Below are 22,353 nucleotides of genomic sequence, written 5' to 3' on the forward strand. Positions count from 1 at the left end.
TCAGACCGACTCACCCCCAAGGATAGACGGCCAGCGGCAAGGTCTCATTTCAATATGGAGACGCTTGCCAGGTATTTCAAGGCGCGAGACAGATTGTCGCAGGCCAGACTGTCCAGCCAGTGCAAGTCGTCCCAACCGCGCAACCAGGTGAATTGTCGCTTGGCCAACTGCCGAGTGGCGATGATGCCGCGCTCGACCATTTCGTCCCGGGACAGCTCGCCATCGAGGTACTCCCACACCTGGCGATAACCCACCGCCCGTATAGACGGCAGTCCCGCGTGCAAGTCACTTCGACTACGCAGGGTTTCGACCTCTTCCACGAAACCCTGTTCCAACATCGCCCGAAATCGTTGAGCGATGCGGTCATGCAAAATCTGACGCTGCGCTGGTGCGATAGCAAGCTGGACAACAGTATAGGGCAATTGCCCACCGCCCGACGTGCCCGTATCAGGATTTCCTGCTGCCTGGCGCCGACGATGCTCGGTCATGCTCAGACCGCTGACGAGGTAGACCTCCAACGCCCTGGTCAGCCGCTGTGGATCGTTGGGATGGATACGCGCAGCGGACTCGGGATCGACCGCAGCCAGCTCGCGATGCAGCACTTCCCAACCTTCGGCCAGTGCGCGCGCCTCGAGTTCGGCACGAATCGCCGGGTCGGCACTTGGCATATCGGCCAGTCCTTCCAGCAGCGCCTTGTAATAGAGCATGGTGCCGCCCACCAGCAGCGGAATACGGCCGCGCGCCGTACTCTCGGCCATGGCCGCCAGGGCATCGGCGCGAAATTCGGCGGCCGAATAGCTCTCGGCCGGATCAAGAATGTCGATCAGGGCATGGGGAAACTCATCGAGCACCGCCCGCTCGGGCTTGGCCGTGCCGATATCCATGCCACGGTAGATCAGCGCCGAATCCACGCTGATCAGATCACACGGCAGTGCGCGTGCCAGCTCCAGGGCCAGATCGGTCTTGCCGGCAGCGGTCGGGCCCATCAGGAAGATGGCCGGTGGCAGTCCAGCGGCCATCAACGCCCCCGCAGGAACAGCTTGTCGAGGTCATCCATGCCCAGCTGCGTCCAGGTCGGACGGCCATGGTTGCATTGGCCGCTGCGTTCGGTCTGTTCCATGTCACGCAGCAGGGCATTCATCTCGGGGATGGTCAGGCGCCGGTTGGCACGCACCGAACCATGACAGGCCATGGTCGCCAGCAGCTCGTTGAGGTGCGCCTGGATGCGGTCGCTGGTGCCATATTCCAGCAGGTCAGCCAAGACATCTCGCACCAACTGGGTGGCTTCGGCCTGCTTGAGCAGCACAGGGATCTGGCGAATCGCCACGCTTTCCTCGCCCAGACGCTGCAGCTCGAAACCCAGGCGCTGGAACCACTCACCATGTTCTTCAGCGCAGTCCGCCTCGCGCTGACTGAGGGCAATGGACTCCGGCACCAGCAATGGCTGACCACGCAGGCCCTCACTGGCCATGGCCTGTTTCAGGCGTTCATAGGTGATGCGTTCGTGGGCGGCATGCATGTCCACCACCACCATGCCCTGGGCATTCTCGGCGAGAATATAGACGCCCTTGAGCTGCGCCACGGCGTAACCGAGCGGCGGAATGTCGCCCTGCTCCTGCGGCATGGGCTGAGCCTGAGCCGTCGGCAGCGGCGAGAAGTACTCGCGGTAGGCGGCCTGAGCCTCGCCCGTCGACACACCGGGACTGACGGCCGGCTGCTGGTATCCCGAGCCGGTGCCGCGCCAGGCCGGCTGCATGCTGGGCGCCGGTGTTTCCAGAATGCTGGCAGCCAGACCCATCTCGCCCTGCGGGCCGAACTCCCCTGCAGCCAGCCCCGTCGGGCGCACCATGGGTGATACGGCGGCAGGCGCTGCGACCTGATCTTCAGGGCGCACATCGGCCAGGGCACGATGCAGCGTGCCGTAGAGGAAGTCATGCACCATGCGGCTATCACGGAAGCGCACTTCGTGCTTGGTCGGGTGAACGTTGACGTCCACCGTCGCCGGGTCGATTTCCAGGAACAGCACGAAGGTCGGGTGGCGGCCATTGAACAGCACGTCGCGGTAAGCCTGACGCACCGCATGAGCGACCAGCTTGTCGCGCACCATGCGGCCGTTGACGTAGAAATACTGCAGATCCGCCTGGCTGCGCGAGAAGGTCGGCAGGCCAACCCAGCCCCACAGCCGCAGCCCGCCGCGCTCGATTTCGATGGGTAGCGCCTGCTCCAGGAACGCCGGACCGCAAACTGCGGCAACGCGACGCGCGCGACTGATCTCGTCACCTGCCTCGTGCAGGCTGAGCACGGTCTTGCCATTGTGGCGCAGGTGAAAGCCGACATCGAAACGCGCCAGCGCCAGGCGCTTGATCACTTCCTGCAGGTGATCGAACTCGGTTTTCTCGGCACGCAGAAACTTGCGCCGTGCCGGGGTATTGAAGAACAGGTCACGCACCTCCACCGAGGTGCCCACCGGATGTGCCGCGGGCTGCACGCGCGGCTCCATGTCGCGCCCTTCGGTTTCCACCTGCCAGGCCTGCGCTGCATCGGCCGTACGCGAGGTGAGGGTCAGACGCGATACCGAACTGATCGACGCCAGCGCCTCGCCGCGAAAACCCATGCTGAGCACAGCTTCCAGGTCCTCCAGCTCGCGAATCTTGCTGGTGGCATGGCGCGCCAAGGCCAGCGGCAGATCATCGGCAGCGATGCCAGAACCATCGTCACGCACCTTGAGCAGCTTGACGCCACCCTGCTCGACTTCGACATCGATGCGCCGGGCACCTGAGTCCAGGCTGTTTTCCAGCAGTTCCTTGGCCACCGAAGCCGGGCGCTCGACCACCTCGCCCGCGGCAATCTGGTTGGCCAGGCGCGGGCTGAGCAAATGAATACGGGACATGACACTCACTACTGGGCAGCCAGGGAGGTGGCGGGTATCTGCAATGTCTGGCCGACCTTGATCACGTCGCCATTGAGCTTGTTGGCGCCGCGCAGGGCAGCCAGGCTGATCTGATAGCGCTGAGCGATGAGCGCCAGACTTTCACCGCGTGCCACCACGTGCTCGCGCGGGCCGGCGACGATCTTGCCTTCGTCACGCAACCAGGCCACGTAGGTGCCGGGCGGCGGGTTTTCGTGGAAGAACTGCTTGACCCCGGTAGTAATCGAGCGGGCCAGGGCCTGCTGATGGCTGGCGGTATGCAGCTTCTTCGCCTCGTTGGGATTGGAGATAAAGCCGGTTTCCACCAGGATCGAGGGAATATCCGGAGACTTCAGCACCATGAAGCCCGCCTGCTCGACACGGCGCTTGTGCAGCGGAGTGATGTTGCCCATGTTCGACAGCACCTTCTGCCCCACATTGAGGCTGGAGGACAGCGAAGCGGTCATCGACAGATCCAGCAGCACGCCGGCGAGCATCTTGTCCTTGTCGTCGAGGCTGACGTTGCCGGCACCACCGATCAGGTCCGACTGGTTCTCGGCATCAGCCAGCCAGCGGGCTGTCTCGGAAGTTGCACCGCGTTCGGACAGGGCATAGACCGAAGCCCCGAATGCCGCAGAGCGCGGCGCGGCATCGGCATGAATGGAAACGAACAGATCCGCGCCCTTCTTGCGCGCAATTTCGGTGCGCTTGCGCAGCGGAATGAAGTAGTCGCCGGTACGCACCAGCTCGCCACGGAAGCCCTTCTCGGCGTTGATCTGCCGCTGCAGTTCCTTGGCGATGGCCAGAGTCACGTGCTTCTCGTATTGCCCCTTGACCGGCGAGAGCGCGCCCGGGTCCTCGCCACCATGGCCGGCATCGATGGCGACGATGATATCGCGCTTGCCGTTGGGCACGGGCGTCAGTTTGGGCGAAGGCTGGGTCGGTGTGACCGGCACCGGTGGCGCACTGGCGGAAGCACTGGGCGCCTGAGTGGCAGGCGGCGCACCGCCCTGATCGAACAGGTCAACCACCAGGCGATGGCCGTACTGCTGATTGGGGGCCAGGGTAAAACTCTTCGGTGAAACCGGCGCCGACAGGTCGATGACCACACGCAGATCATCGGCACTGCGCTGAGCCGAACGCACGCCGGTGATGGGGGTATTGGCGAGGGAAAGCTGATCGAGGCTGGTGGCCAGCTTGGCGCCGCTAACATCGATGACGATGCGATCGGGAGCTGCCAGAGTGAACACACTGTGCTGTACCGGGCCGGACAGGTCGAAGACCAGGCGGGTATTGTCAGGCGCACGCCACAGACGCACGCCGCGCACATCGGAGGCAGCCAGCACCTCGGCAGCCAGGGCCGCCAACAATACCCCCACAGCGGTAACCAGCGCGCCTATGCGCATAACCAACCCCATCGTTTCTTGTTCATTGCTTGCCGCTCAGGGCCTTGCACCAGGCCTCCCCTCGAGCCCCATGCCCCTGCAGCAACAGCGAACGGCCGCCCGCTTGGGGGCTAATGGTAATGTCCAGGTCAGGCTTTGGCAAAACGCCCGCGCCGCGCTGCGGCCATTCGATCAGACACAGAGCGTTGCCTTCGAAGTAGTCGCGGATGCCGAGAAACTCCAGCTCCTCGGGATCGACCAGGCGGTACAGGTCGAAATGGAAGGCTCGCACATCGCCAATCTCGTAGGGCTCGACCAGGGTGAAGGTCGGACTCTTGACCGCACCGGCATGCCCCAGACCACGCAGGATGCCGCGTGACAGAGTGGTCTTGCCGGCGCCCAGATCACCGTGCAGATAGATGGTGCCCACACCACCACTGACCTCGGCGATCGACGCACCCAACGCCAGCATCGCAGCCTCGTCGGCCGCCTCGAGCTTCACTTCACGCAAGGACAGAACTCCTCCAGTAACTGACGAATGGTGCCGGGCAGATCACCGGCAGCCAGCCCACGGCCGTGCAGGGCAAGTGTTTCCCCGGCCCGCGCATGCAACCAGACCGCCAGGCATGCGGCATCGTAGGGCGCCATGCCCTGCGCCAGCAGCGCGCCGATCAGGCCGGCCAGCACATCCCCCAGACCTGCACCAGCCATTGCCGGATGACCACGACTGCACAGGGCCATACGCCCATCCGGCGCCGCGATCAGACTGCCGGCTCCCTTGAGCACAATCACCAGACCATAACGCTGTGCCAGGGCTCGCGCCGCCGCAGGCCGGTCAGCCTGCAACAGCGCCGTGTCGATCCCCAGCAGGCGCGCCGCCTCGCCCGGATGCGGTGTCAGCACCCCCAGGCGCGGCGCAGCGACCTGACCGGCCGCGAGCAGATTCAGCGCATCGGCGTCCCAGACCTGGGGCTGCTCGACGCCCGATACACCAGACAGCAGACTGCGCCCCCAGGCGTCCTGCCCCATGCCCGGCCCGACCACGCAGACATCGGCGCGCTCGACCAGTGCCAGCAACTGGTTTGCCGATGACACCGCCGTGCACATGACCTCCGGCCGCCGCACCAGCGCCGCCGTGACATGCTCGGCACGCGTCGCCAGCGAAACCAGACCGGCACCGGCGCGCAAAGCGCTGTCAGCACTGAGCAACGCAGCGCCGCCCATGCCCAGATCGCCGCCGACCACCAGCAGATGACCGAACTGCCCCTTGTGCGCCACTGGCGAACGCGCCGCCAGGCGCGGCAGATTGGCGGGATCGAGGCGTTGCGCCACGCTGGGAGCGCTTGCCAGCAGCTGCGCATCACCCTGCAGGTCATCGAACTGCAACTCGCCGCACAACTCCGGACCAACGCCCGTCAGCAGGCCGACCTTGAGCGCGATGAAGGTCACGGTCAGATCGGCGCGCACCGCCACGCCCAGGCGTGCGCCGGTGTCGGCCTGCAAGCCTGAGGGGATGTCCACGGCCAGCACCGGCAGGCCACTCTGATTGAGCATGCGGATCGCCTGGGCATAGGGCTCACGCACGGCACCGGTGAGACCCGTACCGAGCAGGGCGTCGACCAGCACACCGGCCAACGGCGCACACTCGCTCCAGGGCTGAATATCCACCCCCGACGCCCTGGCCTCGGCACAGGCCTGGGCGGCGTCGCCGACCAGCGCAGCGGGATCGCCGACCGCCAGGACCTGGACACGCCAACCAGCGCGCCGCGCCAGAGCCGCGACCAGATAGCCATCGCCGGCATTGTTGCCGCGTCCGGCCAGCACGGTGATTTCGCCAGCCTCAGGCCAGCGCCGGCGCAGCGCGCGCCAGGCGGCATGAGCGGCACGCTGCATCAGCTCAAAACCCGGCGTGCCGGCGGCGATCAGTTGCGCGTCCAGAGCGCGCACCTGTTCGGCGCTGTGCAGGCTCAAGGGCAAAGAAGAGGAAAGTGAATGCATGGCTCGCTCGCGACGGATGTCTGGCAGAATTATACGCACCTCCACCGTCTGCGCCCGACCCATGTCCGAACAAACCCTCGACCTCGACGCTCTGGCCCTGTCCATCAAGGACTGGGGGGGCGAGCTGGGTTTCCAGCAGGTCGGCATCACCGATGTCGAGCTGAGCGAGCACGAAGCGCACCTCAAGCGCTGGCTGGCGGCAGGTTACCAGGGCGAGATGGACTATATGGCCGCCCACGGCGACAAGCGCTCGCGCCCGCAGGAGTTGGTACCCGGCACATTGCGCGTGGTGTCGCTGCGCATGGACTATTGGCCTGGCGATACGCAGATGGCCCAACGCCTGGGCGAGCCTGAGCAGGCCTACGTGTCGCGCTACGCCCTGGGCCGCGACTACCACAAGCTGATCCGCAAACGCCTGCAACAACTGGCAGAACGCATCCAGCAGAAGATCGGCCCGTTCGGCTATCGCGCCTTCGTCGACAGCGCACCGGTGCTGGAAAAGGCCATCGCCGAAAAGGCCGGCCTGGGCTGGATCGGCAAGAACACCCTGGTGCTCAATCGCAAGGCCGGCAGCTATTTCTTTCTTGGCGAGCTGTTCGTCGACCTGCCGCTGCCGGTCGACGCGCCCCATGGCAGCGAGCACTGCGGACGCTGCAGAGCCTGCATGGATATCTGCCCCACCGCCGCCTTCGTCGGCCCTTACCAGCTGGATGCGCGGCGCTGCATCTCCTACCTGACCATCGAGCTGAAAGGCTCCATTCCGATAGAACTGCGCGCGCCCATCGGCAACCGGGTGTTCGGCTGCGACGACTGCCAGATCGTCTGCCCGTGGAATCGTTTCGCCCGCCCCACCGAACAGAGCGACTTCCAGCCACGTCACGGCCTGGACAATAGCGGCCTGGCCGAGCTGTTCATGTGGACGGAGCAGGAGTTTCTCAGCCGCACCGAGGGCTCGCCGCTACGCCGTGCCGGCTACGAGCGCTGGCTGCGCAATCTGGCGGTCGGTCTGGGCAATGCACCTTCGACCATCCCGGTGCTGCAGGCGCTGCAGGCACGCCGCGAGCATCCATCGGAACTGGTGCGCGAACATGTGGAGTGGGCACTGGGGCGGCACAACGCCTTGTAGAGCGAGTGACGCCCATAACCCGGATGGCCTGCCGGCCACCAATCATGCCCGCATCACGGGAGACTCCCGCTGCGCAGGCGGTGCTCATCAGACCTTGAGGAAATGCTCGCGGTAGTGGCGCAGCTCGGCGATGGACTCGCGGATGTCGTCCAGCGCCTGGTGCGTGGCGGTCTTCTGGAAGCTGTCCTTGACCTGCGGCGCCCACATGCCGGCGAGGATTTTCAGCGTCGAGACGTCCAGGTAGCGGTAGTGGAAGTAGGCTTCCAGCGCCGGCATGTACTTGTAGAGGAAACGGCGATCCTGACCGATGCTGTTGCCGCAGATCGGCGACTTGCCCTTCGGCACCCATTGCTCCAGGAAGGCGATGGTCTGCGCTTCGGCCTCTGCCATATCGATGCGGCTCTCGCGCACACGCTGGGTCAGGCCGCTCTGGCCATGGGTGCGGGTATTCCACTCGTCCATGCCGGCCAGGGCCTCGTCACTCTGGTGAATGGCGATCACCGGGCCTTCGGCGAGCACATTCAGATCGCTGTCGGTGACGATGGTCGCCATCTCGATGATCACATCGCGCTCCGGCTCCAGGCCGGTCATTTCCAGATCGATCCAGATCAGGTTGTTGGGGTTTTGCATGGTCAGGGCTCCTTCGCTCAGGCGCCAATTCTAGCGGATATCCGAGCCCTTGATCTGCCAGATCAGCAGAGCCGCCTGCCGCCCCTGGTCGACCTCGAGCAGCCGATCAGCCGGCACCCCCGGGATCTCGAAGGTGTTGCTGATCAGCCAGCTACCGGCACGCATCTCGGCTTGCGCCTTGGCCCAGAGTCGCGGCATCGGCACCGGAGAGAGGAAGCAGTAGACGACGTCGAACTGGCTGAGATCGACCCGCCACAGACTTCGATAGCGAATGCTGCAGTTTTCCTGAAACAGGCAACGCAGCCAGGCGACAACGAAAAGCAGGGGCGCCGTTTCCACACCGACGAACTGCCCGCGCGGGAACTGCCGGGCCAGTTGCAGCAGGATGCCCGCCGTACCACAGCCAAGATCGACGAAACGCAGCGGCGGCTCCAGCTCGCTCAGGCACTGCTGCAGACGCTGCTGCGCCTTGTGCCCGCTCAGATAGAGCGGCACCCGCTCACGCAAACTGTTCCAGTTGATCAGCAGCAACAGCACAAAGCCCAGCAGAAACAGCCAGGCAGGCAAATCGGCGCGCTGCACCAGCAACAGCGCCGGCAGGAACGCCAGGTTGATCCACAGCCACCAGCGCGACAGCCCCAGGCGCCAACCGATTGCAGCGGCCAGCACGCCTTGCAGCAGCACCACGGAAAACAGCGACATGCGCCAGTGCAACAGGGCCAGCAGGTACACCAGCACCACTACCAGCGCCACAGCCAGGCCCTGCGCCATGAGCGCGCGCAGCATCGGTGCCTTCCCGCCTGTCGTCATTCGCAGCCCCCGTTTCTGGCAGCCGAATGACCACCGAGCGCTCATGCTAAACTCGCCGCGATCAACACTCCACCACCCCGGACGCTCCATGGCCAAACGCCAACTCAACCGCCGCCAGAGCTGGCGCATCGAAAAGATTCAGGGCGAACGTGCCGCCCGCGCAGCCAAACGCGAATCGCGCGCCATGGAGGCACTGGAAGGCGGCGACCTGGGCCCGGAGCAGACCGGCCTGGTGATCGCTCATTTTGGCGTCCAGGTGGAAATCGAGGGTTTGCAGGGCGAACTGGCCGGCCAGGTGTTTCGCTGCCACCTGCGCGCCAACCTGCCGGCGCTGGTCACCGGCGACCAGGTGGTCTGGCGCCCGGGCAATCAGGGCGACGGCGTGATCGTCGCGCAACTGCCGAGACACAGCGAACTGTGCCGCCCCGACATGCGCGGCCAGCTCAAGCCGGTGGCGGCCAACGTCGACCAGATCGTCATCGTCTTCGCCCCCCTGCCCGAACCACACGCCAATTTGATCGACCGCTACCTCGTCGCGGCCGAGCATGCCGGCATTCGCCCGCTGCTGCTGCTGAACAAGGCCGACCTGATCGACGAACAGAATCAGGCGGCGCTCGATGCCCTGCTCAAGGTCTATCGCCAGCTGGAGTACCCGCTGCTGGAGGTCTCGGCCCATCACGGAGACGGCATGGAGCAGTTGAAGAAGCGCCTGGACGGCCATGTCAGCGTATTCGTCGGCCAGTCCGGAGTAGGCAAGTCATCCCTGGTCAACGGCCTGCTGCCCGGCGTCGATACCCGCGTCGGCGCCCTGTCGGAGCTGACCGGCAAGGGTACGCACACCACCACCACCGCCCGGCTCTTCCACTTCCCCGGCGGCGGCCAGTTGATCGACTCCCCCGGTATCCGTGAATTCGGCCTGGGCCATGTCAGTCGCGACGACGTGGAGGCAGGCTTCATCGAGTTCCACGATCTGCTCGGGCGCTGCCGTTTTCGTGACTGCAAGCACGACCGCGAACCGGGCTGCGCCCTGCTGCAAGCCCTGGAAGACGGCCGCGTGCAGCCGCAGCGCATGGCCAGCTACCGGCACATACTCGCCAGCCTGCCGCAGGACGATTACTGATTGTTCAGCTGTTCGAACGGGCTGCTGCCACTCTCGAAGATATTCAGTCGCTCACGCAACTGATCGGCCGGCAGCGCCTCGGCGGGCGCCCCTGACGGCGCGGCAGGAGCCGGTTTCTGTACCGGCTCGCCTTCTGCGCCCTGTTCACCCTCGATCGCACGCTGTGCCTTCTTGGTCAGCACGACGATATCGATACGGCGGTTGACCGGATTGAACGGGTCCTCGCGATCGAACAGTGCCGACGAGGCATAACCGACCACCCGCGCCACCTGCTCGTCGGGGTATCCGCCGGCGACCAGCGTCCGCCTAGCGGCATTGGCGCGATTGGCTGACAGCTCCCAGTTGCCGAATTCCCCCTGCCCCGAGAATGGCTTGGCATCGGTATGACCGCTGACACTGATCTTGTTCGGCACCGCGCGAATGGTGTCGGCCATGGCCAGCAGGATGTCCTCGAAATACGGCTGCAGGTTGGCGCTGCCGAGGGCAAACATCGGGCGATTCTCGGCATCCATGATCTGGATGCGCAGGCCATCCTGAGTGATCTCGAACAGAATCTGATCCTTGAAGCGCTGCAGTTCGGGGTTTTCCTCGACCTTGTTCTGCAGCTCCTGCAGCAGCAGCTCAAGGCGTTCCCGCTCCAGCTTGTCAGCCAGGGTTTCGATCTGATCGGTGCTGACGTCTATCTCATCCGGCTGGCTCTCCGGGGTATCGGTCACATCCGGATTGAGCGTGCGCTCCGGCGCCGGCGTCGGTGTACCGCCCAGGTCGATGGCGTAGGGACTGGCACTCTCGGTGAAACCGATGGGGTCCTGGAAATAACCGGAAATCGCCCGTTTCTGTTCCGGCGTGGCCGACGACATCAGCCACATCACCAGGAAGAACGCCATCATGGCGGTGGCGAAGTCGGCGAAGGCGATCTTCCAGGCACCACCATGGTGCCCGCCTGCGGTCTTCTTGACCCGCTTGACGATGATGGGTTGGTTATTTTCCATGGCTTAGTTGCCGCGCATGGCCTGCTCGAGCTCGCTGAAGCTCGGGCGGTGCGCCGGATACAGCACCTTGCGCCCGAACTCGACAGCCAGGGACGGCGGCATGCCGGAGGCGGAAGCGACCAGCGTCGCCTTGATTGCCTCGTAAAGGTTCAGCTCTTCCTTGGCGTCATGCTCCAAGGCACCGGAAAGCGGGCCGAAGAAACCGTAGGAAGCGAGAATACCGAGGAAGGTACCGACCAGCGCCGTACCGACCTTCTCACCGATCTGTGCGTTGTCCGCTTCAGCCAGGATCGACATGGTAACGACGATCCCCAGAACCGCCGCGACGATACCCATGGCCGGCATGCCGTCAGCGACCTTGGCCACTGAATGCCCTGGGTGTTCCAGTTCCTCCCTGAGACTGGCCAGTTCCATGTCGAACAACCCTTCCAGCTCGTGCGGAGCCATGTTGCCGGAGGACATGATGCGCAGGTAGTCACAGATGAACGCCGTCATGCGCGCGTCCTTCAGTACCCCCGGGTACTTGCTGAAGATCGGGCTGGCGCCGGGCTCCTCGACGTCGGCCTCGATGGCCATCATGCCCTCGCGACGACTCTTGTTGAGAATCTCGTAAAGCAGCTTGAGCACTTCGAGGTAATAGGTATGGGTGAAGCGGCTGCCGAACATGCTCAAGGACTTCTTGAACACGGTCATGAACATGCTGCCCGGATTGGCCTGCAGAAACGCGCCAAGCGCTGCACCACCAATGATCAAAACTTCGAAGGGATGGACCAACGCCATCAGTTTCCCACCCGAAAGCATGAATCCACCGAACACGCTGCCGAGGACGACGATGATGCCTATGATTTTTGCCATGAAGAAAACGCTTGCAGAGCCCAGAGGACGGGTTGCTCAAAACAACCCTTCTATTTATCGGAACTTATACGCCAGACTATAGCCACTTATGGTCAAAAGCCAGTTCGACTCGAGCCAATATGTCGACGTCCAAGTCTCTGCCACGCACGCTAGACGCCTGGGTACAACAACTGGGCAAGCTGCCACTGCCAATCGAGCAGCAGCAACATGCACGCATACGCCGTACTCTGGGTGACAACCATCGCACCTGGCGCGAAATTGCCGAGGTCATCGAGTCGAGCCCGTCTTTTGCCCTGCAGGTGCTGCGCGAAGCCAACCAGGCGAGCAACATCCTCAGCGATCCTGCCGAAAGCATCGATACGGCCCTGGCGCGACTGGGCCTGAGCCGCTGCGAAACGCTGCTCAACCAGGCACCCTCGCTGCGGGAAGACGAAATCCCCCTGGCGTTCCGCCAGATTCTGCTGATCAGCCAGCACGCCAGCCAGCAGGCTCGCGGCCTGTTCGGCGCACGGCTGGCACGCCTGTGGAACGAAGTGCATGGCTGCAGTCTGCTGTTTCTCGCACCGATCTGGCCGCTGCTGTGCGCCCATCCGCATCTGCTCGAGGCCTGGGAGCAACGCGTGCTGCTCAAGGGAGAGCAACCGGCTGCAGTGGAGAAGGAACTGCTCGGCATCAGCCTGATTCAGCTGTGCCTGGCACTGGCCGAGCGTTGGCGCCTGCCGGAATGGATCGTGCGCGGCTATCGTCTGCTGGAGAGCGACCGACGCAAACTGGTGAAAGCGCTGCATATTGCTCGCGTTAACGAGCAACCGCTGCATCAGCAACAGATGCTCGACGAGGATGCCCCCCTGCGCCACTGGCTCACCCAGCCAAGCAACTGCGTGCTGCTGGCCAACGGCCTCGCGGTGTCGGCTCACCATGCCTGGGGGACTGCGCATTGCCTGCGCTGGCAGCGCCTTACCGGCCTCTACCTGCAAGTGCCCTTGAGCGACCTACAGCAGGAAGTACACCAGCATGCCGTCAGCAGCGCACGCCTGATTCACGACACTGCGCTCTGGCATCCGGCCCAGGCGCTGATCTGGCCGTGGGACGCCCAGCGCCTGAAACCAGCCGTGATCGCGGCACCGCCCCCGAAACGTGATGACCTTACTACCTGGCGGCAGCATTGCGCGCGCCTGCTGGCCGAGCCCAGCAGCTTCGCCAACGTGCCGCAACTGACCGCATGCGCCCGCGACGCCTTGCAAGCCTGCGGCCTGAAACGTGTCCTGCTGCTGCTCGCCGACCGCCATCACACCCGCCTGCTGGCCCAGCAGCAGGCCGGTCTCGATGCCAGTGCAGCGAGCATCAGTCTCGACCCGGCGCAGAGTCAGGTCCTGAAACGCCTGCTCAGCGAACCCGGCCAGTTGCGCCTTACGCCCGCCAATATGGCGCAGTTCTCCGCCCTGCTGCCAGGCACTCTCAAGGCACTGTTCCCCAGCGAGCATCTGCTGCTGCGTTCGCTTGCGAGCAATGGCCGAGTGGTGATGCTGGTCGTGGCCGACCAGGACGGGCAACCGCTCAATGATGTCAGCCTGCAGGCCTTTGGCAGGACGGTGCAGTGCATCGAACGTGCACTTGGCTGCTTTTCCAGACGCGGGCGCTGAACAGCTGCGTTTCCGCTACAATCGACCTCTTTTTCATACAAGGAGGCCGTCATGTCCGCCTTCGACAATCTACCTCTGGTGATCGAGCCATCCGAGCTGGCGGCACGCCTGGATGCTCCCGGGCTGATCCTACTCGATCTCAGCAGCGCGGCGCGTTATGCCGCCGGCCACATCCCCGGTGCGCGCTGGGTGGATGCCAAACGCACGCAACGGGGCCAGCCGCCCGCTCCCGGCCTGCTCCCGGAGCGAGCGCAGCTCGAAGCGCTGTTCGCGGATATCGGCCACAGCCCCGAAGCTACATACGTGGTCTACGACGATGAAGGCGGCCCCTGGGCCGGCCGTTTCATCTGGCTGCTCGACGTGATCGGCCATCAGCGTTACCACTTCCTGAACGGCGGCCTGCAAGCCTGGATCAGTGACGATCTGCCGCTGAGCCAGGATGTCCCCACAGTGGCCCGCAGCGAAGTGACACTGACGCTGAACGACGCGCCTACCGCCACGCGCGACTATCTGCAAGCACGCCTGGACGCACCCGACCTGGCCATCTGGGACGTGCGCGGCGCAGACGAATACCGTGGCGAGAAGCTGAGTTCAGCACGCGGCGGGCACATTCCCGGCGCCATCCATTTCGAGTGGACCGCGGGCATGGACCCGCAACGCGGCATGCGCATTCGCACCGACATTGCCGAGGTTCTCGAAGGCCTGGGCATTACACCGGACAAGGAAGTGATCACTCACTGCCAGACCCATCGCCGCTCCGGCTTCAGCTACGTGGTGGCCAAGGCGCTCGGTTATCCGCGCGTGAAGGCCTATGCCGGTTCCTGGTCGGAATGGGGCAACCTGCCCGACACGCCCATCGAACGCTGAGTTCGCAGACCGTCAATCGCACCTTGCGCAGCCAGGCTGCGCAGGCGCAGAACCATCAAGGAAACCCGATGAAACAACGCCTCTTCATTCTCAGCCAGTACCTGCTGCCTCACCACCTGCTGTCGCGCCTGATCGGCTGCGTTGCCGAATGCCGCATCGCCTGGCTGAAGAATCCGCTGATCTCGTGGTTCGCCAAGCAGTACCAGGTCAACATGAGCGAAGCACAGAATGAAGACCTGCGTGCCTTCGAGCACTTCAACGCCTTCTTCACCCGCGCCCTGAAAGCAGGCGCGCGTCCGCTGGATGAAACCCCCGGCGCCATTCTCAGTCCGGCCGATGGTGCGATCAGCCAGCTCGGTGCCATCGAGCATGGCCGCATCTTCCAGGCCAAGGGCCACAGTTTCAGCGCGGTCGAACTGCTCGGCGGCGACGCCGAGCGCGCAGCCCCCTTCATGGGCGGCCAGTTCGCCACCGTGTACCTTTCGCCGAAGGACTATCACCGCGTCCATATGCCGCTGGCCGGCACACTGAAAGAGATGGTCTACGTGCCGGGCCGCCTGTTCTCGGTCAACCAGACCACGGCGGAAAACGTGCCGGAGCTGTTCGCCCGTAACGAGCGTGTGGTCTGCCTGTTCGACACCGAGCGCGGCCCGATGGCGGTGGTACTGGTGGGCGCCATGATCGTCGCCAGCATCGAGACGGTATGGGCCGGCCTGGTAACCCCGCCCAAGCGCGAGCTGAAGAGCACGCGTTACGACGCGCAGGCACGCGAGCCAATCGAGCTGGCCAAGGGCGCCGAAATGGGCCGTTTCAAACTGGGTTCCACCGCCATCGTGCTGTTCGGCCCGAACCAGGTGCAATGGGCCGAAGAGCTGTGCGCCGGCAGTGCAGTGCGCATGGGTCAGCTGCTGGGCAATGCCCAGAACTGAGCCGCTGAGAAGCTGAGAAAAGGCCTCTGCTTCTCGACCGTTCGGTCATGGTTCCGTACTCTGGCAAGGCAGACCGTCCAGGCGAACGGGCTGCCAGTACAGGCAGATGCTGCTAGAGTTCGAAAGACTATTGCTAGAGCCGCTCGCTATTGCGTGGCCGGAGTATCCGAGTTTGATGGACAACCAGAGTACCCATCTTCAACTGTTGCGAGTTCCCACGCCGAGCAAGCAGACCCTGACCTTCTGCGACGGCAGCCCCCGCGATCTCAAACGCTGGATTGCAGGACTGCCCAAGGCGAATATCGGTGAAACCGCCCGGCAGCTGTATCAGAGTCTGGTGGAACTCAACCAATTCCTCACTCCTCCGGAAAACCGCCTGCAACTGCTGGAACTGCTGCGCCCCGAGGTCAGCTTCGTCTGCCAGCACCTGCAGCACCACTTTCTCAACCAGGCCATCGTTCTCGACGAGCGTCCACGCAAGGTCGCCAACCTCTGCCAGGCCCTGCAGAACCATCTGGCGGTCGGTTACAAGCTGATCATTACCGGCATCATTGCCCGCAGCGGCAAGGAGCGCGACCAGCTCCTCGCCGTTTCCCTGCAACGCGCCAGCCACAGCCTGTGCAGCCCGCTGATTCGCGCCAGCCAGCTCTACTGCCCGGTACCCGAGGGGCTCTGGCTGGAACTGCACCAGCTTTATCAGATCGCCTGCGAGCAGCGCCTGCAGCGGCAGGTCATTCGTGACCCGCTGGCGCGCCACACCCCGGGCCTGAGCACCGAACAGACCTACGTGACGGCGCTGCTACTCGGCTGTGCGCGCACCAACCAGATGCGCCAGAACGGCATTGCGCGTCTGGCCGAAGCGCTGGAGCCATGGAGCACGCTGGTCAGGCTGCAGACAGGCGATGATCCCGACAGCCTGTTCGTGCTGGCGCCACAGGTTGACGGCCCGCCGCGCTACAGATCGCTGTATCAGAGCGGCGAACTGCACAACCTGCTGGGCATCGACACACAGCCACTGGTCGAGGCCATCAAGGAATACCTCGAACTGCCCGAGGCCGAACGCAGCAAGTCGCGCCTGGTGGTTCCGGACGGCATCAGCCTCGATCTGCTGCAGCACGTAGCGGCCGCCTGGGGCGACATAGCCGAGCGGACCTTCCACCGGACGTCGGGCCAAGGCAGCCTGACCCTGTGCATAGGCATGACCGCCCTGCACTTCTTTCTCTCCGGCAACCGCTCATTCGGCGAAGTACTCAAGCGCCCCGTGGAAACCGGCGCAGCGGTATTCAAACCGGCCAGCGGAGAGCCCGATATCTGGTCCAACGCCTTCGACGCCCAGCGCAACGCCGCTGACGAAATTCATTTCGAGGAAATTCAGTACACCAAGGTCAGCAACGGCGAGCAGGCGCAGCCCCGGAACAATGGCGAGAACTATCCAACCTTCTCGCTGGCCATCGTCAACCACAGCCCCGGCGGCTACTGCCTGTCCTGGGCCAAGGAGGTGCCCGGTCAGCTGCAGGCCGGCGAGTTGCTGGGTGTTCAGGACGCCGCCGGCCAGGGCTGGAGCGTGGCCATCGTGCGCTGGATTCGTCAGGTTCGCGGCGGCGGAACACAAATGGGCATCGAACTGATCGCGCCACATGCTCGCCCCTGTGGCCTGCAACTGCTGCGCAAGGGCGAACAGGGCAGTCAGTATCTGCGCGCCCTGCTGCTGCCGGAGATCGGCGCCATTTCCCGTCCCGCCAGCCTGCTCACGCCACGTCTGCCGTTTCAGGAAGGCAGCAAGGTGCTGATCAACGACCAGGGCGAAGAACACCGTGCGGTGCTTACTCGCAAACAGGTCAGCACCGGCAGCTTCAGCCAGTTCGAATACCATCGCCTGGGCGTGGAGGAGAGCACAGCCGGGACACCGGTCACAGCGTCGCAAAGCCACAAGCCCGCCGGGGAGGAAGATTTTGACTCCCTCTGGAAGTCGCTGTAGGCTCCGGCGAATTCACCATTTGTCGCCTTTTCGCGTCCGTTCGGCGCGGTAATGACCCTCTATCATGGCTATCGAAAAAAAAACCATCCGCCTGCTGATTCTTGAAGATTCGCAGAACGAAGCAGAGCGCCTGGTCAGTCTGTTCCGCAACGCCGGGCACGCCACTCGCGTGCATCGCCTGACCTCCAGCGATGACCTGGCTGAAACCCTGCAACAGACCTGGGATCTGCTGATCTGCGCGCCGAGCAGCGAGTGCCTCGACCCCAGCGAAGCGATTACCGCCATCCGCCGCCAGGCCAAGGACATCCCGGTCATCCAGCTGGTCGAAGACAACGATTCCGAGATCATCACCGAAGCCCTGCTGTTTGGCGCGCAGGACGCCCTGCCACAAGGCGAGGACGAACGCCTGGTGCTGGTCGCCAAGCGTGAACTGGCCAACCTGGAAGAGCGCCGTGCCCGTCGTGCCGCCGAAGTCGCATTGCGGGAAGCGGAAAAACGCTGCCAGCTGCTGCTCGAGAGTTCGGTGGACGCCATCACCTACGTCCACGACGGCATGCATATCTATGCCAACCGTGCGTACCTGGAGCTGTTCCGCTACGAAGATGGTGAAGAGCTCGAAGGCATGCCGATGATCGACCTGATCGCCAGCGCCGACCACGCAGCCTTCAAGGACTTCCTGAAGAACTATCAAAGTGCCGAAGGCCATGCCGAGCTGAACTGCCAGGGCGTACGCGCGGACGGCAGCAGCTTTGCCGCGCAGATGAGTTTCTCACCCGCCACCTACGACGGCGAACCCTGCATTCAGGTGGTGATCCGCGCGGAAACCTCCAATGCCGAGCTGGAAGAGAAACTGCGTGAAATCAGCAGCCAGGACCTGGTCACCGGCCTGTTCAATCGCAACCATTTCCTCGAACTGATGGACAACGCAGCCGAACGCGCCGTCAGTACCGGTCAGCCCTCGACCCTGGCGTACATTCGCGTCGACCGCTACGCCAGCATGCAGGGCGAAATCGGCCTGGCCGGCATCGACCTGTTGCTGACCGACCTGGCCGGGCTGCTGCGCGCGCACTTCCCCGCGGAGACCCAGCTGGCCCGTTTCGGTGACGACGTGTTCGCCGCGCTGCTACCGGGACAGACACCCGAGCAGTGCCAGGCCAGCCTGACGTCCCTGCTGAAAAAGATCGAAGGCCACCTGTTCGACGTCAGCGGCCGTACCGTGCAGACCACCCTGTCGATCGGCGTGGCCGGCCTCAGCGAGAAAACCGCCAAGGCACAGGAAGTCATCGACCGTGCGCATCGCTGCGCCGACGAGCTCAGCGACGGCAACGCCATCAAGCTGTTCAACCCGGCAGACGAACTGGCCGCAGCCGCCAGCCGCGGCAACCTGCTGGCCATGGTGCAGCAGGCGCTGGAGAACAATTCCTTCCGCCTGCTGTTCCAGCCGATCATCAGCCTGCGTGGCGATGCCAACGAGCACTACGAAGTGCTGCTGCGCATGCTCAACCCGCAGGGCGAGGAAGTGCCGCCAGGGCAGTTCCTCTCTGCCGCCAAGGATGCCGGACTGGGCGAGAAGATCGACCGCTGGGTGATCCTCAACTCGATCAAGCTGCTCGCCGACCACCGTTCCAAGGGTCACAACACCCGCCTGTTCGTGCATCTGTCCAGCTCCAGCCTGCAGGATCAGACTCTGCTGCCCTGGCTCAGCGTGGCGCTCAAGGCAGCCCGTCTGCCTTCGGACTCGCTGGTGTTCCAGTTCAGCGAGCCGGATGCCATCACCTACCTGAAACAGGCCAAGGCGCTGACCCAGGGCCTGGCGGAATTGCACTGCAAGGTCGCCCTGAGCCAGTTCGGCTGCGCCCTGAACCCGTTCAACACGCTCAAGCACCTACAGGTGGACTTCGTCAAGGTCGACGGTTCGTTCACCCAGGACCTGAGCAACGCGGAAAATCAGGAAGCGCTGAAAACCCTGCTCAGCAGTCTGCACGCCCAGGCCAAGCTGACCATCGTACCCTTCGTCGAAAGCGCCAGCGTGCTGGCTACGCTGTGGCAGGCCGGGGTCAATTTCATTCAGGGTTACTACCTGCAGGGCCCGAGCCAGTCGATGGACTACGACTTCTCGGCCGGTGACGAATAAGCTCGCAACAACGAAAAAGCCGCCTGAACAGGCGGCTTTTTCATTTCCGAAAGAACGCGACGCTTATTCCTGCCCCTCGCGATCACGAAAGCCCAGCAGATAAAGAATGCCGTCCAGCCCCAGGGTGGAGATCGCCTGCTTGGCGGATTGCTTGACCAGCGGTTTGGCGCGGAAGGCCACACCGAGGCCGGCCAGGCCAAGCATCGGCAGGTCGTTGGCGCCGTCGCCGACCGCGATGGTCTGCTCCAGCTGCAGGCCCTCCTTCTGCGCCAGCTCGCGCAGCAGATCGGCCTTGCGCTGAGCATCGACGATGGGCTCGACAGCCACCCCGGTAACCTTGCCGTTCTCGATCTGCAGTTCGTTGGCGAATACGTAGTCGATACCCAGCCTGGCCTGCAGCTGCCTGGCGAAATAGGTAAAGCCGCCGGAGAGAATCGCGGTCTTGTAGCCCAGGCGCTTGAGTTCGGCGAACAGCACCTCGGCCCCTTCGGTCAGGCGCAGCGACGCACCGATCTCTTCCAGCACGTCCTCGGACAGGCCCTGCAGCAGGCCCAGGCGCTCCTTGAAGCTGGCACGAAAATCCAGCTCGCCGCGCATGGCCCGCTCGGTGATTTCGGCGACCTGCTCACCGACACCGGCGGCCTTGGCCAGCTCGTCGATCACCTCGGCTTCGATCAGCGTCGAGTCCATGTCGAATACCGCCAGACGGCGATTGCGGCGGAACACCGAGTCACGCTGGAAGGCGATGTCGACATTCAGTTCCTGGGCCACGCTGAGGAACTCGGCACGCAACGCAACAGGGTCGGCCGGCTCGCCACGTACGGAGAACTCGATGCAGCCCTTGCCCTGCTCGGCCGGCATGTCCAGCGGCATGCGCCCGGAAAGACGGTCGATATGATCGATGTTCAGCCCGTACTTGGCGGTAATCGCGCTGACCCGCTGCAACTGCTCAGCACTGACCTTGCGCGTCAGCAGAGTGACGATATGACGAGCCTTGCCCTGACCGCCGACCCACTGCCGGTAGTCCTCTTCCGAGACCGGGGTGAAACGCACCTGCTGGTCCAGCTCGTAGGCAGTGAACAACAGATCCTTGAGCACCGCCTGAGAGCGGCCGTTGTCAGGAATCTCGATGAGGATGCCGAACGACAGGGTGTCGTGGATCACCGCCTGACCGATATCGAGGATGTTCACCCCGCCCTGAGCCAGCACACCCGTGATGGCAGCGGTGAGTCCGGGGCGGTCTTCGCCGGTGATATTGATCAGGACGATTTCGCGCAAGACGCACTCTCCAAGGCAAAGGATTGAGGCCGGCAGACGGCTAATTGACCACTGGCCGACGAAAAGGCCCACATTCTACCCAGTTTCCCTGCGATCCGGGCAGCCATGCGCTTTGCCCGCTCCAGGCCGCTCGCTATACTGCGCGGCAACTTCAGTCGACAAGAGCCGTGCTCTGTGAACCGGCCCGCGCCCGCCAAACCCGACAACTTCTTCATCATGATCTTCCACGCGCTGCGTCAGCGGCGAGTGCCCCTGGTCCTGCGCATCGCCAGCCACAGCCTGTTGCTGGTGGCGCTGGCGATGGTCATCTATGCCTGGGTCATGGGCATGCAGTTCAAGCAGGCCATGCAACAGCAGGCCGATGCGCTGGGCCAGGCGCTGATCACCCAGACGGCGGCCTCGGCCACCGAACTGCTGGTGTCCAACGACATCCTCAGCCTCAACGTGCTGCTCAACAACCTGGCGAAGAACCCGCTGGTGGCCCATGCCGCCATCTACAGCGTGGACAACCGCATCCTCGCCGAAGCGGGCCCGCGCCCGACGCGCAGCGTATTGGGGGAAACCGAAGGCCTCTACTCCACGCCCATCACCTTCCAGGAAGTGATGGCCGGGCAATTGCGCATTAGCCTGGACATGAGCCAGTTCCAGCAGCCGATGACCATCAGCCTGCAGAGCATGGCCATTCTCAGCCTGATCCTGCTCGCCCTGACCCTGTCACTGAGCATGCGCCTCGGCCGGTACATTTCCACACCCCTGCTGCAGATGCGCCTGTGGCTGCGCGACCCGGACGACCCTGCTCCCGGCGCTGGCCGCAACGACGAGATCGGCGACCTGGCGCGCCAGCTGCAGGCACGCCTGGTGCCGGAAAAACCCGAGCCCGAACCGGAGCTGGATGACGAACCGCTGTTCGAGGATGCCGACGACTATCCTGCGGACGACGAGCGTTTCGACGAGGCGCAGCGGATCAGTACCGGGCATGATGTCGACGAGGTGGAGCTGAGCGAGAACGACGAAGACGGGCTCAAGCCCTGGCCCGACTCGATAGAGCCGGACGATCCCTTCGCCGACCTGCGTGACGACCCAGAATCCACAGCGCCGGTCGCCCAGGCTCCACGTCCGTCGCAAGCCAGCGCGGTACTGGCCATTCAGCTTGGCGCCCAGGAGCAACTGCGCCGCCTGCCGCGCACGCGCCTGCTGGATCTGCTGGATCGTTACCGGGGTTGCCTGGAACAGGCAGCCGCGCTGTATCAGGGCCAGCTGCATACCCTCAAGGACGGCAGCAGCCTGATGCTGTTCCATGAGCGCGAGTGCGGCGAGGACTATCTGACCCACGCCATCTGCTGCGGCGAGCTGATGCGCGCCCTGGGCCACGCCCTGCAGATCGAGGTCGCCGACAGTGGCATCACCCTGCTACTGCAACTGGGTCTGACGCTGGGTCGCGATCTGGAAGAACTTGGCCAGGCCGAACTGCTGCTCAGCGACAGCGCCCTGGATGCCCTGGCGCTGTCGCAACACAGCCGCAACCTGCTGCTGGTGGAACAACGCGTGGCACAGGATGCCCTGGCTCGCCAGCGCGCGCGTATCCGCCCGATCGCCAGCCCGGAAGGTGCCAGTTGCGTGGAGCGTCTGCTCGACCCTTATCCAGCCCTCCTGGAACGGCAGCTGACGCGTATGCACGAAAGCCGGGCACACTGACGCCC

The 22,353-nt window shown here is 64.1% G+C and carries 18 protein-coding genes; 8 read left to right on the plus strand and 10 right to left on the minus strand.

What is annotated here, in order from left to right:
• Positions 1–44 precede the first annotated feature (44 nt).
• The 5 genes from miaA to OEG79_RS18165 are packed head-to-tail and all read right to left on the minus strand — an operon-like array spanning position 45 to position 6,291.
• Entirely contained in the window at positions 45–1,019 is a 975-nt protein-coding gene (gene miaA, locus OEG79_RS18145; protein ID WP_264146331.1) for a tRNA (adenosine(37)-N6)-dimethylallyltransferase MiaA, read from the minus strand.
• Entirely contained in the window at positions 1,019–2,899 is a 1,881-nt protein-coding gene (mutL, locus tag OEG79_RS18150; protein WP_264146332.1) for a DNA mismatch repair endonuclease MutL, read from the minus strand. The genes miaA and mutL overlap by 1 nt, the downstream gene beginning before the upstream one ends.
• Positions 2,899–4,314: an N-acetylmuramoyl-L-alanine amidase gene (locus tag OEG79_RS18155; RefSeq protein WP_413247554.1), complete on the minus strand. Its 1,416-nt coding sequence runs from the start codon at positions 4,312–4,314 to the stop codon at positions 2,899–2,901. Before OEG79_RS18155 ends, mutL begins: the two co-directional genes overlap by 1 nt.
• A gap of 22 nt (positions 4,315–4,336) precedes the next feature.
• The gene (gene tsaE, locus OEG79_RS18160) at positions 4,337–4,804 is read right to left on the minus strand and encodes a tRNA (adenosine(37)-N6)-threonylcarbamoyltransferase complex ATPase subunit type 1 TsaE (RefSeq protein WP_264146334.1); all 468 of its coding nucleotides are present in this window, start codon (positions 4,802–4,804) and stop codon (positions 4,337–4,339) included.
• Positions 4,792–6,291, minus strand: coding sequence for an NAD(P)H-hydrate dehydratase (locus tag OEG79_RS18165; protein ID WP_264146335.1), 1,500 nt, complete (start codon positions 6,289–6,291; stop codon positions 4,792–4,794). Before OEG79_RS18165 ends, tsaE begins: the two co-directional genes overlap by 13 nt.
• A 61-nt stretch (positions 6,292–6,352) precedes the next feature.
• Here OEG79_RS18165 and queG point away from each other — a divergent pair, with 61 nt between their 5' ends.
• On the plus strand, positions 6,353–7,417 hold the full coding sequence (gene queG / locus OEG79_RS18170) for a tRNA epoxyqueuosine(34) reductase QueG (RefSeq protein WP_264146336.1): 1,065 nt from the start codon (positions 6,353–6,355) through the stop codon (positions 7,415–7,417).
• 87 nt (positions 7,418–7,504) lie between these two features.
• Here queG and orn read toward each other — a convergent pair whose 3' ends face one another.
• Both orn and OEG79_RS18180 read right to left on the minus strand, forming a co-directional pair.
• Positions 7,505–8,047 (minus strand): oligoribonuclease, encoded by a 543-nt coding sequence (orn, locus tag OEG79_RS18175; protein ID WP_264146337.1) that lies wholly within the window; start codon positions 8,045–8,047, stop codon positions 7,505–7,507.
• A 30-nt stretch (positions 8,048–8,077) separates the two neighbouring features.
• On the minus strand, positions 8,078–8,833 hold the full coding sequence (locus OEG79_RS18180; RefSeq protein WP_413247520.1) for a class I SAM-dependent methyltransferase: 756 nt from the start codon (positions 8,831–8,833) through the stop codon (positions 8,078–8,080).
• A 112-nt stretch (positions 8,834–8,945) separates the two neighbouring features.
• Here OEG79_RS18180 and rsgA point away from each other — a divergent pair, with 112 nt between their 5' ends.
• Complete coding sequence (gene rsgA, locus OEG79_RS18185) at positions 8,946–9,977, plus strand: small ribosomal subunit biogenesis GTPase RsgA (RefSeq protein ID WP_264146339.1); 1,032 nt, start codon at positions 8,946–8,948, stop codon at positions 9,975–9,977.
• On the opposite strand, the gene motB is transcribed toward rsgA, so the two are convergent.
• Positions 9,971–10,969, minus strand: a complete 999-nt coding sequence (motB, locus tag OEG79_RS18190) for a flagellar motor protein MotB (RefSeq protein WP_264146340.1) — start codon at positions 10,967–10,969, stop codon at positions 9,971–9,973. The genes rsgA and motB overlap by 7 nt on opposite strands.
• A 3-nt stretch (positions 10,970–10,972) precedes the next feature.
• Positions 10,973–11,824, minus strand: a complete 852-nt coding sequence (gene motA / locus OEG79_RS18195) for a flagellar motor stator protein MotA (protein ID WP_264146341.1) — start codon at positions 11,822–11,824, stop codon at positions 10,973–10,975.
• A 119-nt stretch (positions 11,825–11,943) separates the two neighbouring features.
• Between motA and OEG79_RS18200 the strand changes: the two genes are divergently transcribed.
• The 5 genes from OEG79_RS18200 (at position 11,944) to OEG79_RS18220 (ending at position 19,375) form a co-directional block, all read left to right on the plus strand.
• Complete coding sequence (locus OEG79_RS18200) at positions 11,944–13,467, plus strand: HDOD domain-containing protein (RefSeq protein WP_264146342.1); 1,524 nt, start codon at positions 11,944–11,946, stop codon at positions 13,465–13,467.
• A 51-nt stretch (positions 13,468–13,518) separates the two neighbouring features.
• Positions 13,519–14,334 carry a rhodanese-like domain-containing protein gene (locus OEG79_RS18205; RefSeq protein WP_264146343.1) on the plus strand — a complete coding sequence of 272 codons (816 nt, stop codon included), beginning with the start codon at positions 13,519–13,521 and terminating at the stop codon, positions 14,332–14,334.
• A gap of 68 nt (positions 14,335–14,402) precedes the next feature.
• On the plus strand, positions 14,403–15,263 hold the full coding sequence (asd, locus tag OEG79_RS18210; protein WP_264146344.1) for an archaetidylserine decarboxylase: 861 nt from the start codon (positions 14,403–14,405) through the stop codon (positions 15,261–15,263).
• A 175-nt stretch (positions 15,264–15,438) separates the two neighbouring features.
• Positions 15,439–17,241, plus strand: a complete 1,803-nt coding sequence (locus tag OEG79_RS18215) for a molecular chaperone (RefSeq protein ID WP_264146345.1) — start codon at positions 15,439–15,441, stop codon at positions 17,239–17,241.
• A 64-nt stretch (positions 17,242–17,305) separates the two neighbouring features.
• Positions 17,306–19,375: an EAL domain-containing protein gene (locus tag OEG79_RS18220; protein WP_264146346.1), complete on the plus strand. Its 2,070-nt coding sequence runs from the start codon at positions 17,306–17,308 to the stop codon at positions 19,373–19,375.
• Positions 19,376–19,438: 63 nt separating this feature from the next.
• On the opposite strand, the gene serB is transcribed toward OEG79_RS18220, so the two are convergent.
• Entirely contained in the window at positions 19,439–20,653 is a 1,215-nt protein-coding gene (serB, locus tag OEG79_RS18225) for a phosphoserine phosphatase SerB (protein ID WP_264146347.1), read from the minus strand.
• Positions 20,654–20,869: 216 nt separating this feature from the next.
• Between serB and OEG79_RS18230 the strand changes: the two genes are divergently transcribed.
• Positions 20,870–22,348: an AhpA/YtjB family protein gene (locus tag OEG79_RS18230; protein WP_413247555.1), complete on the plus strand. Its 1,479-nt coding sequence runs from the start codon at positions 20,870–20,872 to the stop codon at positions 22,346–22,348.
• Positions 22,349–22,353 lie beyond the last annotated feature (5 nt).

Origin of the sequence: Pseudomonas sp. Z8(2022) (assembly GCF_025837155.1) — a bacterium.
GTDB lineage: Bacteria > Pseudomonadota > Gammaproteobacteria > Pseudomonadales > Pseudomonadaceae > Aquipseudomonas.